This window comes from Arthrobacter paludis (genome assembly GCF_056782315.1).
Genome location: NZ_JBXAEW010000007.1, coordinates 50,925 through 67,453, shown reverse-complemented (window position 1 = coordinate 67,453; position 16,529 = coordinate 50,925). Strand labels below are relative to the sequence as shown.

At 74.5% G+C, this 16,529-nt stretch carries 12 protein-coding genes; 7 read left to right on the top strand and 5 right to left on the bottom strand.

All coding sequences use genetic code 11. The annotated features are described in order from the left end of the window. The first annotated feature begins 92 nt into the window (after window positions 1–92). The 6 genes from AC1Q5D_RS07540 (at window position 93) to AC1Q5D_RS07515 (ending at window position 6,960) form a co-directional block, all read left to right on the top strand. Window positions 93–1,802 carry an amidohydrolase gene (locus tag AC1Q5D_RS07540; RefSeq protein ID WP_481737963.1) on the top strand — a complete coding sequence of 570 codons (1,710 nt, stop codon included), beginning with the start codon at window positions 93–95 and terminating at the stop codon, window positions 1,800–1,802. A 69-nt stretch (window positions 1,803–1,871) separates the two neighbouring features. Further along, window positions 1,872–2,867: an ABC transporter substrate-binding protein gene (locus tag AC1Q5D_RS07535; RefSeq protein ID WP_481737962.1), complete on the top strand. Its 996-nt coding sequence runs from the start codon at window positions 1,872–1,874 to the stop codon at window positions 2,865–2,867. Continuing rightward, window positions 2,839–3,741 carry an ABC transporter permease gene (locus AC1Q5D_RS07530; protein ID WP_481737961.1) on the top strand — a complete coding sequence of 301 codons (903 nt, stop codon included), beginning with the start codon at window positions 2,839–2,841 and terminating at the stop codon, window positions 3,739–3,741. The genes AC1Q5D_RS07535 and AC1Q5D_RS07530 overlap by 29 nt, the downstream gene beginning before the upstream one ends. After that, on the top strand, window positions 3,738–4,514 hold the full coding sequence (locus AC1Q5D_RS07525; RefSeq protein ID WP_481737960.1) for an ABC transporter permease: 777 nt from the start codon (window positions 3,738–3,740) through the stop codon (window positions 4,512–4,514). Before AC1Q5D_RS07530 ends, AC1Q5D_RS07525 begins: the two co-directional genes overlap by 4 nt. Before the next feature lie 47 nt (window positions 4,515–4,561). Further along, window positions 4,562–5,353, top strand: a complete 792-nt coding sequence (locus tag AC1Q5D_RS07520) for an ABC transporter ATP-binding protein (protein WP_481738064.1) — start codon at window positions 4,562–4,564, stop codon at window positions 5,351–5,353. Next, a complete protein-coding gene (locus tag AC1Q5D_RS07515; RefSeq protein ID WP_481737959.1) occupies window positions 5,350–6,960 on the top strand; it encodes a sulfatase family protein in 1,611 nt (536 codons plus the stop codon). The genes AC1Q5D_RS07520 and AC1Q5D_RS07515 overlap by 4 nt, the downstream gene beginning before the upstream one ends. A gap of 92 nt (window positions 6,961–7,052) precedes the next feature. Here AC1Q5D_RS07515 and AC1Q5D_RS07510 read toward each other — a convergent pair whose 3' ends face one another. Together AC1Q5D_RS07510 and AC1Q5D_RS07505 are read right to left on the bottom strand one after the other, a co-directional pair. Further along, entirely contained in the window at window positions 7,053–8,336 is a 1,284-nt protein-coding gene (locus tag AC1Q5D_RS07510) for an aspartate aminotransferase family protein (RefSeq protein WP_481737958.1), read from the bottom strand. 17 nt (window positions 8,337–8,353) lie between these two features. Continuing rightward, the gene (locus tag AC1Q5D_RS07505) at window positions 8,354–9,478 is read right to left on the bottom strand and encodes a phosphotransferase enzyme family protein (protein ID WP_481737957.1); all 1,125 of its coding nucleotides are present in this window, start codon (window positions 9,476–9,478) and stop codon (window positions 8,354–8,356) included. A 538-nt stretch (window positions 9,479–10,016) separates the two neighbouring features. Here AC1Q5D_RS07505 and AC1Q5D_RS07500 point away from each other — a divergent pair. Then, a complete protein-coding gene (locus AC1Q5D_RS07500) occupies window positions 10,017–11,591 on the top strand; it encodes a GMC family oxidoreductase (RefSeq protein WP_481737956.1) in 1,575 nt (524 codons plus the stop codon). Window positions 11,592–11,645: 54 nt separating this feature from the next. On the opposite strand, the gene AC1Q5D_RS07495 is transcribed toward AC1Q5D_RS07500, so the two are convergent. From AC1Q5D_RS07495 to AC1Q5D_RS07485, 3 genes are all read right to left on the bottom strand, one after another. After that, complete coding sequence (locus AC1Q5D_RS07495) at window positions 11,646–13,295, bottom strand: catalase (RefSeq protein WP_481737955.1); 1,650 nt, start codon at window positions 13,293–13,295, stop codon at window positions 11,646–11,648. A gap of 273 nt (window positions 13,296–13,568) precedes the next feature. After that, a complete protein-coding gene (locus AC1Q5D_RS07490; RefSeq protein WP_481737954.1) occupies window positions 13,569–15,074 on the bottom strand; it encodes a carboxyl transferase domain-containing protein in 1,506 nt (501 codons plus the stop codon). Further along, on the bottom strand, window positions 15,071–16,369 hold the full coding sequence (locus AC1Q5D_RS07485; RefSeq protein WP_481737953.1) for a CaiB/BaiF CoA transferase family protein: 1,299 nt from the start codon (window positions 16,367–16,369) through the stop codon (window positions 15,071–15,073). The genes AC1Q5D_RS07490 and AC1Q5D_RS07485 overlap by 4 nt, the downstream gene beginning before the upstream one ends. Window positions 16,370–16,529: the final 160 nt, after the last annotated feature.

Here is a 16,529-nt window from a genome sequence, read left to right as displayed (position 1 = left end):
TCTAGTCAAATGACCAAGTCGTGCGACATACTCGAGACCAGGAGTTATCCAGATCACAGCTGGCCGTGTTGCGCGGCACAGGAGGGGGAAGCGTGGAGCAGACAACGCCCGAGCTGATCATCGCCGGAGGCTACGTCCCGGAGATCGGCCTCGACCCGGCCCTGGACGCCACGCGCGTGGAGGGCCGGCCCAGCGCCGTCGCCGTCGCGGGCGGGCGCATCGCCGCCGTCGGGGGAGAGGAGCTGCGCTCCCTGGCCGGCCCCGGCACCCGGGTCCTCGAGGTCCGCGGCGGCGCCATCCTGCCGGGCCTGAACGACGGGCACCTGCACTTCTGCGCCAGCGCGGCCACCCGCCACCTGTTCACCGACCTGTCGGCGGCGGCGGACTGGGCCGGCGTCGCGGCCCTTCTGGACGGCGCCCGTCCGGGGGCCGACGGCTGGATCCGCGCCCACGGCTGGGACGAGGTCGTCCACGGCCCCGGCGGCGCCGCCGCGCTGCACGGCCTGCGCCCGGACGCCCCCGTCGTCGCCTACGACCAGACCGGCCACCAGCTGCTCCTCAACGCCACCGCCCTCCGCGCCGCCGGCCTGGCGGGGTCCGCCCCGGCCGTGGCCGGCGGCGTCGTCGGCACCTTCGACGACGGCCGCCCGAACGGCCACCTCACCGACGCCGCCATGGCCTTGGCCAACCGGGCCATCCCGGAGCCGCCGGCGGCCGCGTTCCGCCAGGCGCTGCTGGACCACCAGGCGGAGCTGCACGCCCTCGGCATCACGTCCCTGACCGAGCCCGGGCTCGGGCCCGGCGGCGACAGCCTGCTCGGCGGCTCGTGCGGAACACCGGCCCTGGAGGCGCTCGTCGGCCTGGCGGCCGGCGGCGACCTCGCGCTGCGCATCACGGCGCTGCTGCTCTTCACCGGGACCGGCGGCGCGACGGCGGCCGCAGTCCGCGAGGGCCTCGCGGGCCCGCTGCCCGCCCTCGCCCGGGACCGCGGCGTCGACCCGCTGCTGCTGAACATCGCCGGCGTCAAGGTCTTCGCCGACGGCACCCCCCGCTCCGGGACCGCATGGATGAGCACCGAGTACGAGACCCCGTGCGGGCACTCCCACGGCCACATGGTCGTCGCGGGCGCCACGGATGCCGAACGGGTCGCGGAGCTGCGGGCCATCGTCGCGGCCATCCACGCGTCCGGGCTGCAGGCCGGCGTCCACGCCACCGGGGACGCCGCGACCGCCGCCGTCGTCGACGCCGTGGCCGCGGTGCAGGCGCGCTTCCCGCGCGACGCCCGCCACTACGTCATCCACGGCGCCTTCGCCGACGACGCCGCGCTGACCCGGCTCGTCGGCGCCGGCGTCGGCTACAGCACCAACCCCGCCATCCGCGCCGGTGCCGGCGCGCTCATGCGCCGGGTCCTGGGCGGGGAGCGGTTCGCCCGCCACCAGCCGCTGGCCACCGCGCTGCGCGCCGGCGTCGCCACGAACATCGCCTCCGACGCGCCCGTCACCACCCCCGACTGGCGCTCCAGCGTCGCCGCCGCCGTCACCCGCGACACCAGCGCCGGGCCCGGCGCCGGGGACGCCGAGCGGATCACGCTCGCCCAGGCGCTCGCGCTCATGACCGAGGCGCCGGCCCGCCAGGACCGGGCCGAGGCGCACAAGGGCCGCGTCGCAGCCGGCCAGCTGGCCGACCTGTGCGTGTTGGCCGGCCCCCTGCCGGCCGACGCCCGGGCGCTCGCCGACCTGCCGACCGCCGCCACCGTCGTGGGCGGGCGCGTCGTGTACGACGGCGCCGCCGTCCCCGCCTAGGAGCCGCGCGCGGGAGCGCACCACCCAGACCCCGTTCCACCCAACCACCACCGCAACCGGGAGACCGACATGAAACTCCGTTCCGTTCCGGCCGTCGCCGCGGCCGCCACGCTCACCCTGACCCTCGCCGCGTGCGGCGGCTCCACGAACGCCGGCGGCGGCGAGGGAGGCCCCACGCCCCTGAACGTCGGCATCGTCGGGATCTCCTCCGACGCCGCGATCACGATGGGCATCGAGCAGGGCTTCTTCGAGGAGGAGGGCCTGGACGTCACCACGACCGTCGTCGCCAACCCGCCGGCCGGCATCGCCGCCGCCCAGAGCGGCCAGCTCGATCTCACGTACACGCCGTCGATCCCCCTGCTCAACGCGCTGTCCCAGAACGTGCCCCTGACGGTGGTCGCGGCAGCGGACGGCTACCCGGACGGCGTCCTGGAACAGGCGGACCCCTCCAAGGCGGACGACACCGGGCTGTACGCCGCCGCGGACAGCGGCATCGACAGCCCCAAGGACCTCGAGGGCAAGTCCGTCTCGGTTCCGGCGCGCAAGGCCCAGCTCGAGGTCACCATCGCCAACGCGGTCCTCAAGGACGGCGGCGACCCCGCGAAGATCAACTGGATGGTCCTCGACCCCGCCTCCGCGCTGCAGTCGCTGGAGCAGGGCCGCATCGACGCGGCCGGCCTCGTCGCTCCGTTCACGACGCGCGCCGAGGAATCCGGCGCCACGTTCCTCTCCGCGCCCGGCGTCGAGTTCTTCGAGGAGGGCGCCGTCGGCCTCTGGGTCGCCGGCGAATCGAAGATCCAGGAGGACCCCGAGGCCATCGACGGGTTCACCCGCGCCATCTACAAGGCCAACCAGTACGCCCTGGAGCACCCGGAGGAGGCCCAGCAGAAGGCCGCGGAGGTCACGGGCGTGGACCTGTCCACGATCCAGGCCGGCGCCGACAGCCACTGGCCGTCGGAGGTGCGCATCGAGGACATCCAGCGCGTGAACTCCAATCTCGTGGAGCTGGGGTACCTGAAGCAGGAGGTGGCCATCGATGATTCGCTCGTCCGCACCGTCGACTAGGCCGGAGCAGGCCGCGGCGACCGCCGCCACCGCGCAGGCGGGTTCCGCGCCGGCCGCCGGGCCGGCGCGGGACGGCCGCGGCGGGGCCCGCGCCCGCGCGGCGCGTGGCCTCGCCGCCCGGGCCGGCCTCGGCGCCGTGGGCGCCGCGCTGGTGCTCGCCGCCTGGCAGGCCTCGGCGGCCGCCGGGGTCTTCGGCAACGGGCTGCCCACCGTCACCGAGACGCTCGCGGAGCTCGCCTCGCTGCTCACGACGGCGGCGTTCTGGCAGGACACTGGCCTGACCATCGGGATCGCCGCCGGCGGGCTGTTCCTGGCCACGACCATCGGCGTCGTCGTCGGGATCCTCATCGGCAGCTTCGAGCCCGTCCGCGCCGCCACCGTGGCCCTGACCGAGTTCCTCAAGCCCATCCCGCCGATCGTCGTCCTGCCCCTGGCCGTCATGATCTGGGGCCCCACGCCGGACATGGCGATGGTGCTGGTCGTCGTCGGGTGCGCCCTGTCCATCTCGATCCAGACCATCGCCGGCGTCCACGACGCCGACCCGGTCGCCCTGGCCACCGCCCGGTCCTACGGGCTGGGCCCCGTCGAGACGCTCTGGCGCGTCACGCTTCCGGGAGCGCTGCCGTTCATCGGCACCGCCGTCCGCGTCTCCGCGCCCGCCTCTCTGGTCATCGTCGTCGTCGCCGGGCTCCTCGGCGGCGCGCCGGGCCTGGGCCGCAGCATCTACCAGGCGCAGGCCGGCGGGCTCTACCCGACGCTGTACGCGCTGGTGATCGTGCTCGGGCTGCTCGGCATCGCGTCGCAGTGGGCCAGCACCGCCGTCGAGCGCCGCGTCCTGCACTGGCACCCGTCCTTCCGGAAGGTGGCACCATGAACCGCCGCGCCCTGAACCTGGTCCTCGCCGTCGGCACCCCCGTGCTCCTGGTGGCCCTGTGGTGGTTCGGATCCGCCAACTCCACGAATGCGTTCTTCCCGCCGCTGGAGCAGATCCTGCGCCGCTTCCAGGCGCTGTGGCTGTTCGACCACTTCGCCTCCGACGTCCTGCTGAGCCTGCGCAACCTCGCCGTGGGCTACGCGGTCTCCGTCGTCGGAGGCGTGCTCCTCGGCTTCGTCATCGCGACCGTGCCCGTCCTGCGGGCCATGTTCGAGCCGGTCATCCACTTCGTCCGCGGCATCCCGCCCGTGGCGCTCGTGCCGATCCTGATCACGCTCATCGGCTTCGGCCCGGAGATGCGCGTGACCTCGATCGTCCTGGCCGCGCTCTTCCCGACCATGATCTCCACGATCGACGGCATCCGCGCCGTGGACACCGGCATGAAGGACGTCTGCTCCGTCTACCGGCTCACCCGCGCCGAGCGCCTCGGGGCCGTGTACCTGCCCTCTGCCGGCCCGCAGATCGCGGCCGGCATGCAGGTCAGCCTGCAGGTGGCCTTCATCGTGATGATCGCCTCCGAGATGCTCGGGTCCGCCCAGGGCATCGGGGCCATGACCCTGCTGGCCCAGCAGAGCTTCATGTCCGCCGACATGTGGGCCGGGATCCTGTTGCTCGGCCTGATCGGCTTCCTCGCCAACGCCCTGTTCGACCTGGCCAAGCGACGCGTCCTGGCCTGGTACATCGGATCGAAACGATTGGAGCGCGCAGCATGAGCGCCACCGCCCCCGCCACCCGCACCGCCCACCGCCCGGAGCAGACCATGGACACCGCCCAGACCGCCGAGCCCCGCCTGCGCGTCGAGCACCTCGGCAAGAGCTACGGCTCCGGCCCACAGGCCAAGGAGATCATCGGGGACCTGACGTTCTCCGTCGAGTCCGGGGAGGTCGTCTGCATCGTCGGGCCCTCCGGCGTCGGCAAGACCACGCTGCTGAAGTGCCTCGCCGGGCTGCACCCGAGCACCCGCGGCGCCATGTACATCGACGGGCGGCGCCTCTCCGGCCCCCCGGCCGAGATGGCCCTCGTGTTCCAGGACTACTCGCGGTCCCTCATGCCGTGGCTGACCGTGGAGAAGAACCTGCGGCTGCCCCTGCGCCACCTGCGCCTGCCCCAGTCCGAGGTCCGCTCGCGCATCGACGAGGCCCTCCGCGCCGTCGGGCTCTCGCACGCCGCGAAGCAGTACCCGTGGCAGCTCTCGGGCGGCATGCAGCAGCGCGTGGCGATCGCCCGCGCGCTGGCCTACCGGCCCGAGATCCTGATCATGGACGAGCCGTTCGCCTCCGTCGACGCGCAGACCCGCTTCGAGCTCGAGGACCTGTGCCTGCGGATCCGCGAGGAGTTCGGCATGACGATCCTGCTCGTCACCCACGACATCGACGAGGCCGTCTACCTCTCGGACCGGATCGTGGCCATCGGGCGGAAGCCCGCCACCGTCCTGGAGGTCATCGACGTCGACCTGCCCGGGTCCCGCGACCAGATCGCCACCCGGGCCCTGCCCGAGTTCTCCGAGCTGCGTTCCCGCACGCTCTCCCTGATCCGGCAGGCGCAGGCGTGAGCGGGGCGGAGGGGGCGCGGCGCCCGAACATCCTGGTGTTCATCGCCGACCAGCTCCGCGCCGACCACCTCGGGTTCGGCGGCAACCCCACCGTGCGCACCCCGCACCTCGACGCCCTGGCCGCCCGCTCGGCCGTGTTCGAGAACGCCCACGTCGCCAACCCGACGTGCATGCCGAACCGGGCCAGCCTGCTGACCGGCCGCTGGCCCTCCGCGCACGGGACCCGGTGCAACGGGATCCCGCTGGACCCGGACTCGAGCACGTTCGTGCGCCAGCTCGCGCGCACCGGCTACCGCACCGCCGCCGTCGGGAAGCTGCACCACCAGAACATGGGCTGGGACTTCGAGCCCGAGCAGCGGGAGCAGATCGAGCAGACCTCGCCCCTGCTGCTCGACGGCGGCGCCGACGACGCGGCCGTCCGCGGCCGGGAGCCCGGCTGGGACCAGTGGGAGAACCGCGAGCGCCACGAACGCGGGCACCTGCCGCTGCCGGCCGACTACTACGGCTACCAGGAGGTGGACCTCGTCGTCGGGCACGGCGACGCCCCGGGCGGGCACTGGACGCACTGGGCCCGCGAGCGCGGCGTCGACCCGGCGGTGCTGGGCGGCGTCGATGCCGCCCGCGAGCGGTCCGGGGCGTGGGAGCAGGTCTACACGTCCGCGATCCCGGCCTCCGCGCACCCCACCAGCTACATCGGGGAGCGCGCCGAGACCCGCGTGCGGGCGGCGGCGGAGACCGAGGACCCGTTCTTCCTGTTCGTGTCCTTCCCGGACCCGCACCACCCGTTCGCCCCGCCCGAGGAGTACGCGCACCGGTACGAGCCGGCGTCCCTGCCGCTGCCGGTCGGCTTCAACCAGGAGCACACCCAGTCGCCGGCCCACGTCCAGAAGATGGCCGCCTCGCGCGGCCTGCCGAATCCCGACCCCACGATGACGTTCTGCGCCACCGAGGAGCAGTACCGGGCCGCCGCGGCCGCCCAGTACGGGCTGATCGAGTTCATGGACGAGCAGGTCGGGCGGGTGCTGCGCGCGCTGGAGGAGACGGGACAGGCTGAGGACACTGTCGTCGTCTTCACCGCCGACCACGGCGACCTGTTCGGCGACCACGGGCTGATGCTCAAGCACTTCGTCCACTACCGGGCGGTCACGCGCGTGCCGCTGCTCGTGCACGACCCGCGCGGGGGCATGCCGGGTGGGGTCCGGGTCCCGGCGCTGGCCTCGAGCGCCGACCTCGCGCCGACGCTGCTCGACCTCGCCGGGGCCCCGGCGTTCCGGGGCATCCAGGGCCGGAGCCTGCTGCCGGTGCTGCGCGGGGACACGGACCGGCACCGCGACGCGCTGCTCATCGAGGAGGACCAGCCGTTCTCGCTCGACGGTCTGCCCGCGCCCGTGCGCATGCGGACCGTCATCACCGAGGCGGGGCGGATGACCCGCTATTTCGGGGCCGACGAGCTGGAGCTCTACGACCACCTCGCGGACCCGGACGAGCTGGAGAACCTGGCCGGGGACCCGACGGCGGCGGCCCTGCAGGCACAGTTGGACGCCGTGCTGCTCGGGGAGCTCGCCGCCCTGGCCGACACCGGCACGGCCCCGACGGCCGCCGCGTAGGGGCCGACAGCCGCCCGTTGCGCAGCACCGCGGCGACACGAAACGGCGCCCCCGGTCCGCTCCGGATCGGGGGCGCCGTCGTGCGCTCCGCCTCAGGCGCCGGCCAGGACCTCGTCCAGGCTCTCCTCCAGCGCGTCCAGCAGCAGCGTCGCCTCGTCGTCCCCGACGACCATGGGCGGGCGGATCTTCAGGACGTTGTCGTGCGGCCCGATCCGGCTGATCAGCACACGCCGGGCCTTCATGGTCTCGACGAGCCGCCCGGCCAGGCCGGCGTCCGGGCGCCCGTCGGGCCCAACCAGCTCGAGCCCGAAGAACAGGCCCGTCCCGCGGCGGGCGGCGATGCGGTCCGATCCGTCCGCGAGCTCCTGCAGCCGCGCGTGGACCCGCCCGCCGAGCCGGTGCGCGTGGGCCATGAGGTCCTGGTCGCGCATCTCGTCCAGCACCGCGAGGCCCGCGGCCGCCGAGACCGGGTTCCCCGCGAACGTGTTGAAGTACATGTTGTGCCGGCCGAACTCGTCCAGGAGCGCCGCCGTCGTCGCCACGCCGCCCATGGGGTGCCCGTTGCCCATGGGCTTGCCCATGGTGACCAGGTCCGGGTCGAGGCCGCCGGCCTGGTGGCCCCACATCGCGGTGCCGAGCCGGCCGAAGCCGGACTGGACCTCGTCCGCGACGACGAGCCCGCCCGCCGCGCGCACCTTCCGCGCGAGCATCGGCAGGTAGCCCTCGGGCAGGCGGGGCATGCCCTCGGTGGAGAACAGCGGGTCGACCAGCAGCGCCGAGACGCCGTGGCCCTCCTCGGCGAGGGAGCTCAGCGCGGCGTCGACGCCGCGCTCCGCCTCGGCCAGGAGCGCCGCGGGATCGGCGCCCGTGGCGGTGTCGGGCACGTGCAGGGTCCGCACGTGGGCGCCGAAGCGCTCGCGGACCTTCAGGCCGGTCGTGAGCTCGGCCAGCGACGCCGTGTTGCCGTGGTAGCTGAAGTCCGTGACGAGGACGCCGGTGGCGCCGGTGTGCTGGCGGGCCAGGCGCAGGGCCAGCTCGTTGGCCTCTGAGCCGGAGTTCGTCAGGAACAGCCGGTCGATCGGGGCGGCGAACGTCTCCAGCAGGCGCTCGGCGTAGTCCAGGACGCGGGAGTTGAGGTAGCGGGTGTGGACGTTCAGTGTCCCCAGCTGGGAGCAGACCGCCTCCCGGACCCGGGGGTTGGCGTGCCCGACGTGCGGGACGTTGTTGTACCCGTCGAGGTAGCGCGTCCCGTCGGCGTCGGTGACCCACACGCCCTCGCCCGAGACCAGGTGCAGCGGCGTGCGGTAGAAGAGCGGGGAGTGCGGGCCGAGCGTCGCGGCGCGGCGGTCGAGGAGGGCGTCGAGGGTCGTGTCCATGGGGGCTCCGGTCATGGTCAGCGGGCGGGGGTCAGGGGCAGGGCGGCGGCGAGGTCGGCGACCGGGCCGGCGACGTGGTCGACGATGAACTCCGCCGCGTCGTCGCCCCGGCGGTCGGCGGCCCAGCCCAGGTAGGTGCAGCCGCGGGCGACGACGAGGTCGTCCAGGACAGCCAGCTGCTCCGGAGGGAGGGGCCGCAGCGCGGCGTACCCGTCCAGCAGCGCCTCCCGGTACTCGCCGGCGCGCGGGTGGCGGTGGTACCAGAACAGCACCGTCGCGAGGTCGAAGAGGTGCCAGCCGAGGGCGCAGTCGTCGAAGTCGATCAGCGTCGGCCCGTCGGGGCCGACGAGCACGTTCTCCGGGGAGAAGTCCGCGTGGATGGGGCCGAACCACTCGCCGCGCGGGGCCCGGGCGAGGCGGCCGCGCAGCGCGCCGAGGTGCTCCGCCAGCCGGTGGCGGTCCGGGTGGTCCAGCCCGAGCGGGTCGCCCCAGACCGCCTCGGCGCCGAGGAGCCCGTCCCCGTCCCAGAGGGGCCGGTCGTAGGGCACCGGCAGCGGCTCCAGGACGGCCAGATGGGCCGACGCGGCCAGCCGGCCCAGCGCGTCGAAGACCCCGGGGGCCGGATCATCCTTCCCGAACCAGCAGTCCTCGACGGAGCCGAGCGGGCGGGCGTCGGCGACCCAGTGCTGGACGTCCACCTGGGTGCGCCCCAGCGGGGTGTCGACGGCGGCGTGCGCGGCGTCGCCGTCGGCGCGGCTCGGTTCCGATACCGTCGACGCCGGCACTGCTTGGGCCGGAACGCCTCCGACCGTCGCCGCCCGGCCAGCCGCCGCCGGGGCCGTCGCCGCTGGCGCCGGAACTCCACCGGCACCGACGCCGACGACCCGGACGGGACGCATGACGGGGACGCCGCGCTCGCCCAGGGCCGCGGCGAAGCCCAGCTCCGCACGGATCTGCGCGTCCGTGCGGTGGCCGGGCCGGTGGAGGCGCACCGCGTAGGAGCCGCGGCCCGGGACGTCGGCGCGGTACACGGTGTTCTCGCGGTGCTTGATGAAGGACAGTGGGGCGTCGGCGGGCAAGCCGAAGCGCGGGAGTGCGCTGCGGACGGCCGGCTCGGCCCAGTCGGGGGCGTGGAGGTCCATGGGTGCCTTTCGGGACGCGGGATTCCGATCCTCCGGCGAGCCTCCCACGGCCGGTGGCGCGCGGGCTTGGCGCTGCGGGCACGGGACTTGGCGCAGGGCGACCGTCCGGGCCGTCCGGCCGCCGGCGCCGGCCCCGGCCCCGGCCGCGGACCCGAACCCCGGACTACGGGACCGCGCCGGCGCCGTCGTCGTCCCCGCGCGCCCTCCGTAGCGACACCTCCGCGGTAGCCGCCCCGAAAAACCGTCGCCGGTTGGACAAATCGCTGTCCAATGCGCAGCGTTTTGTCGGATTCGGCGCACTTTTCTTGGGGCATCGTGCGGGCGGCGGCCGGGATGGTGCGGGGCGTCGTGCGGCGGGGCCGGGCATCGTGCGGGCGGCGGCCGGGATGGTGCGGACGACGGCGGCGCCGGGGAGCGCGTTCGGCCCCGAGGGGCGGACGCCGAACGCCAACATCGGTGCGCGCATCGTCAACACGGCGGCGGCCGCACGCCGGAGACTGGTGGGGCCCGTGATGCCCACCACACCGGAAGGCGGACCATGTCCACCCAGGAGTTCGACTACATCGTCATCGGCTGCGGATCGGCGGGGGCGGTGATCGCCCGGCGCCTGCTGGACGCGGGCAAGACCGTGGCCCTGCTCGAGGCCGGCGGCCGGGACACGAACCCGCACATCGATGACCTGAACACGCTGGGCCTGCTCTGGCACAGCGAGCAGGACTGGGACTACTACACGGTGGAGCAGCCGGGATGCTCGAACCGGCGCCTGCACCTGCCCCGCGGGAAGGTCACCGGCGGCTCGCACGCCCTGAACGCGACGATCTGGGTGCGCGGGGACCGGTGGGACTACGAACAGTGGGAGGCCTCCGGCTGCCCGGGCTGGGGCTGGGACGACGTCCTGCCGGTGTTCAAGGCCATCGAGGATTTCGACGGCGGCGCCTCGGACACCCGCGGGAGCGGCGGGCCGCTGGACGTCGTGGAGGACTTTCCGCGCAACCCGGTCCAGGAGGACATGCTCGCCGCCGCCGTGCAGGCCGGGCACCGGCTGAACCCGGACTACAACTCCGGGGACGTCGAGGGCGTGTCCCGGATGCAGCTGAACGTGCGCGACGGCAAGCGCCTCAACACGTGGCGGGCCTACCTCAAGCCCGTCGCCGGGCACCCGAACCTGGCCCTGCTCACCGGCGCGCACGTGCGCCGGCTCCTGGTGGAGGACGGGCGGGTCACGGGCGTGGCGTACGAGGCCGACGGCGGCGCCGCCGAGGTCCGGGCCGGCGAGACGATCCTGGCCGCCGGGGCCCTGGGCTCCCCGGAGATCCTGCTGCGCTCGGGGATTGGCCCGGCGGAGGAGCTGCGCGGCGTGGGCATCGAGCCGGTGGCGGACCTGCCCGGCGTCGGGAAGAACCTGCACGACCACCTGCTGGCCCCGGTCATCTACTCCACCGGCCGGCCGGTCCCGATGGGCGAGACCGCCCCCGCGGAGGTGCACCTGTTCGCCACGAGCCGCCCGGGGCTGCCGGTGGCCGACACGCAGCCGATCTTCTTCTCCGTGCCCATGTACTCCCAGGAGTACCCGGGCGGGATGGCCGGGCCGGAGAACGGGTTCTCGATGCTCGGTGGGCTCGTCCGGCCGGCCAGCCGCGGTGAGCTCACCCTCACCGGCCCCCGCCCGGAGGACCCGGTGCGCATCGACCTGGGCGCCCTGTCCGAGCAGGCCGACGTCGACGCCCTCGTCGAGTCCGTGCGCCAGTGCCGCGAGATCGGTCGCCAGGAGGCCCTGGCCGGGTGGGAGCCCACCGAGCTCTACCCGGGGCCGGAGGTCGCGGACGAGGACCTGGAGCAGTACGTGCGCGACTCCGTCGTCACCTACCACCACCAGGTCGGCACCTGCCGGATGGGCCGGGACGCCGGCGCCGTCGTCGACCCCGAGACGTTCGCCGTGCACGGGCTTTCCGGGCTGCGGATCGCGGACGCCTCGATCATGCCCCAGGTACCGACCGGGAACACGAACGCCCCGTCGGTGATGATCGGCGAGCGCGCCGCCGCCTACCTCACCGGCCGCGCCCCCGGACCGCTCACCGCCGCCGAGGCCACCCCCGCCGGCACCACGGCGTAGCACGCAGCGGCCGCGGAGCCCCGGGCTCCGCGGCCGCCGCCGTCGTCCTGGGCGCTACCCCTCGACCGTCACGCGCTCGTTCGGGACGCAGTGCGTCATGACGCGCCCGGCCGGGACCTCGCGCTTGCCGTTGCGGCCCAGGTTCTTCATCCGGGCCTGCTCGTCGGCGCTGAGGTTCTGGGTGGCCAGCGGCCCCAGGTCCTTCACGTCGTCGAGCGAGACGCCGACCGCGTCGCCGACCTTCTGGCCCAGCTCGTCCTCGATCATGTACAGGTGCCAGACCATGCGCTCCTGGATCGCCCGGTCGCACTGGGACAGCGCGTCGGAGAGGTTCCGGACGAGGTCCTCGCGCTCCCAGTCGTCCTGCAGCCAATAGCGCTCGCCGGCCTGCTGGTAGTCGTTGGTCCGCTCGATCCGCTCGCGCGTGAGCCGGCCGCTGATCTCCGGGCCCAGCGAGGCGTGGTAGCCGGACCCCTTCTCCGCCTCCTGCAGGCCGCCGGTGATGCTCGGCTCGTAGTTCACGTGCGGGTTGGAGTTCGGCGCCGTGTCCACCCCGTAGGCCATCTGCCCGTCGCGCTGGTTCGTCGCCACGGGAGCCTTCGGCCGGTTGACCGGCAGCTGCAGGTAGTTCGGGCCCACGCGGTGGCGCTGCGTGTCCGAGTAGGAGAACGTCCGCCCCACGAGCATCTTGTCGTCGGAGAAGTCCAGCCCGTCGACCAGCACGCCGGTTCCGAACGCGATCTGCTCGTTCTCCGCGAAGAAGTTCTCCGGGGCGCGGTCCAGCACCATGCGGCCGACCTTCTTCGGCGGGAACTGGTCCTCGGGCCACACCTTCGTGTCATCCAGGGGGTCGAAGTCCAGCTCCGGGTGGTCGTGGTCGTCCATCAGCTGGACCTGCAGCTCCCACTCCGGGTAGTCGCCGCGCTCGATGGCGTCGTACAGGTCCTTCGTGTGCGAGCCCAGCGTCCGCGCCTGGACCTTCGCCGCGTCCTCGGCGGTCAGGGACTTCACCCCGTCCTTCGGCACCCAGTGGTACTTCACGAGCTTCGTCTCGCCCGCCGCGTTGACCCACTTGTACGTGTTGACGCCGAAGCCCTGCTGGTGCCGGTAGTCCGCGGGGATCCCGCGCGGGCTGAACACGAGCATGACCATGTGCAGCGCCTCGGGGGACTGGCTGAAGAAGTCGAACGCGCGGTTCGCCACCGACGCCTCGAACGTCACCGGGTCCGGCTTCTGCGAGTGGATGAAGTCGGGGAACTTCAGGGCGTCGCGGATGAAGAAGACGCCCAGGTTGTTGCCGACCAGGTCCCAGTTGCCGTCCTCGGTGTAGAACTTCACGGCGAAGCCGCGCGGGTCGCGGGCCACCTCGGAGGAGTCGCGGCCGCCGGCCACCGTGGAGAAGCGCAGGGCCACGTCCGTGCGCGCCCCCTGGCGGAACACCTTGGCCCGGGTGAAGTTCTCGACCGGCTCGTCGCCCCAGGTGCCGTAGGACTCGAAGTAGCCGAACGCCGTCGCGCCGCGGGCGTGCACCACCCGCTCGGGGACGCGCTCGCGGTCGAAGTGGCTCATCTTCTCGAGGAACTGGTAGTTCTCGAGCGTCGCCGGGCCGCGGGAGCCGACCGTGCGCGTGTTCTGGTTGTCGTAGACCTTGTGGCCCTGGCGGTTGGTCAGGGTGCCGCCGGTCGTCTGGGCTTCTTCGGGCATCGCTTTCGCTCCTTGCGTTGAAGGGATGTGGTCCGGATGGCCGTGCGTCCCACTCTCCACGGAGCCCCCGGCGAGGGCAAGGGTTGCGAGGACGGCGAGGGCGGCGCCCGGACACCCGGCCGCTCCGGGCGGCGAAGGCCGGGTCCGCGGACGCGCAGGACCGTGCGGACGGCGCAGGTCGTCGCAACGCCCTGCGCCGTCTGTAACCCCCTGCGCAGCCTGCAGCCCCCCGGGACGCGAAGGCCGGTTCGGGCCGCCGCCGTCGTCCCCCGCTCAGGCGCCGAGCGCGTCGAACTTCCGCCGGCGCCGGTCCAGCCGCCCGGCGGCGGGCAGGAACGCGGCCCGCGCCAGTTCGTACTCGATCGCCGCGCCCATCCGCCGGCAGAAGTCCCGCGGCTCGGCGGCGGCGTCGGGCCGCTCGTCCACGACGTGGTCCACGAGCCCGATCCGGTACAGCGACGCCAGGTCCACCTGCTGCGCCGCGGCGATGGCCGGCGCGTGCTCCGTGGTCCGGTGCAGGATCGCGCTGGCCCCCTCGGGCGGCAGCGGGGACAGCCAGGCGTGCTCGGCGGCGATCGTCCGGTCCGCCGGCAGCAGCGCCAGGGCCCCGCCCCCGCACCCCTGCCCGAGCAGCACGGACACGCTCGGCGCCTCCAGCCCGATCAGCCCGGCTAGCGAGCGGGCGATCTCCCCGGCCATGCCGCCCTCCTCGGCCGCGACGGACAGGTCCGCGCCGGGTGTGTCGATCACGGTCAGCAGCGGCAGGCGCAGCTCGGCGGCCAGCTGCATGCCGTGCCGGGCCTCGCGCAGCGACCCCGGCCCCATGGCCGGCCCGTCCGGGTGGCGCGGCCGCTGGTGGCCGAGCACCACGCAGGACTGCGTCCCGAACCGGGCCAGCGCGAGCGTCAGGCCGGGGTCCTTCTCGCCCTCGCCGGTCCCGTTGAGCGGCAGCGCGTCGTCGGCCGCGACGGAGAGCAGCCAGCGCAGGTCCGGGCGGCGCGGGTTGCGCGAGGCCGCGATGGACTCCCAGGCGCCCCGGCCGGCGGGGCGTAGCGCGGCCGTCGGCGGAGGGGAGGGCAGCTCGGCCGGGGCCGGGCGCAGGATGGCCAGCGCCCGGTGCACGATCTCCGGCAGCCGCTCCGGCTCCACGACCGCGTCCACGATCCCGTGCCGATACAGGTTCTCGGCGGTCTGGATGCCCTCGGGGAACGGGCGGCCGTGGATGGACTCGAACACGCGCGGCCCCAGGAACCCGAGCAGCGCGCCGGGCTCCGCGACCGTCACGTGCCCCAGCGACCCCCACGAGGCCATGACCCCGCCGGTCGTGGGGTGGCGCAGGTAGACCAGGTACGGCAGCCCGGCCGCCTTATGCCGGCGCACGGCGTCCGTGATCCGGACCATGGACAGGAACGCGGGCGTGCCCTCCTGCATGCGGGTGCCCCCAGACGCGGGGCCGGCCAGCAGCGGCAGGCGCTCCGCCGTCGCGCGCTCGACGGCGGCCGTGATGCGCGCGCCGGCGGCGCGCCCGATGGACCCGGCCAGGAACGCGAACTCGGAGACGATCACGGCGACCCGGCGGCCCCGGATCGTGCCCGTGCCGGTGACCACGGACTCGTCGGTGCCGGCCCGCTCGGCCGCGGCGGCCAGCTCCGCGGCGTACGCGGGGTCGCCGGTGGGCTGCTCCGGGGGCGCGTCCCACGACGCGAACGAGCCCGGGTCCAGCACGGCGGCCAGCAGGTCGGCGGCGCGGGGGCGCCGCGTCGGCGCGGGCGCGGTCACCGCGCGGCCCTCGCGGCCGCTCCGGCGCGGGCGGGGGAGGCCGACGGCGCGGCGGGCACCCGGCCCGACGGCGGCGTCGCCCCCGCCGCCAGGCCGGCCCGGATGGCGGCCCCGTCCGCGTCGAGCAGCGGCGGGGCCGTGTGACCGGTGCGCGTGGTCTCCGCGCCGGTCCCGGCGTCGAAGAAGCGCAGCGGCGGGCCGGGCAGCTGGATGCTGCCGAGCACCGGGTGCTCGACGTCGACGACCAGCCCCTGGGAGCGGACCTGCTCCCACGCGTAGACCTCGTCGAACGTGCGGACCCGGCCGGCCGGGATGCCGGCGTCGTTGAGCAGGCCCAGCAGCTCGTCGGGGCCGTGGGCGGCGAAGACGGACTCGACGGCGGCGACGAGCTCGGCGCGGTGGCCGACCCGGGCGGCGTTGGTCGCGAAGCGCGGGTCGGCGGCGTCGAGGCCGAACGCGGCGCAGAACGCGGCCCACAGCTTCTCGGACCCGACCGAGATCTGCACGTGTCCGCCGGCGCAGCGGAACAGCCCGTACGGGGCGATCGAGGGGTGGTGGTTGCCCTGGGCGCGGGGGACCTCGCCGGCGACCGTCGCGCGGGTGCCCTGGAACGTGTGGACCCCGATCAGCGAGGCGAGCAGCGACGTCCGGACCACCTGGCCGCGGCCGGTCGTCTCGCGCTCGCGCAGCGCCGCCAGGACCCCGAAGGCCCCGTACATGCCGGAGAGCAGGTCCGCGATCGGCACGCCGACGCGCTGCGGGTCGTCCGGGCCGCTGCCGGTGACGGACATGAGCCCCGCCTCGCCCTGCAGGATCTGGTCGTAGCCGCTGCGCCGCGCCTCCGGGCCGTCGTGCCCGAACCCGGTGATGGACAGGACGACCAGGCGCGGGTTGAGCCCGTGGAGCCGGTCGACCGGGAAGCCGAGCCGGTCCAGCACGCCGGTGCGGAAGTTCTCCAGCAGGACGTCGGCGTCCCGGACCAGGCCCTCGAGGACGGCCCGGTCGTCCGCGTCCTTGAGGTTGAGGGCGATGGACTCCTTGTTGCGGTTGCAGGAGAGGAAGTACGTGGCCTGTGGGTCGTCCTCGGGGCCGACGAAGGGCGGGCCCCAGCCGCGCGTGTCGTCTCCCGTGCCGGGCGTCTCGACCTTGACGACGCGCGCGCCGAGGTCGCCGAGCATCATGCCGGCGTGGGGCCCGGCCAGGGCGCGGGTCAGGTCGAGGACGGTGAGCCCGGCCAGGGGCCCCTCGGGGCGTCCGACGGCGGCCGGAGCGCGGCCGGTGGCGGTGGTGGTCATGGTTCCTCCGAACGTGCAGGGTCTCCTACTGCGTGAGTGGCTAGGCCACTTAGACAGTAGGGCAAGGCGGGTGGCGTGTCTAGGGGTGGGGAGCCGAGGGAAGGGCGCCGCCGCTGGGCGTGGCACCCACCGGGCGACCGCCGCCGCCCCCGGCGGGGGA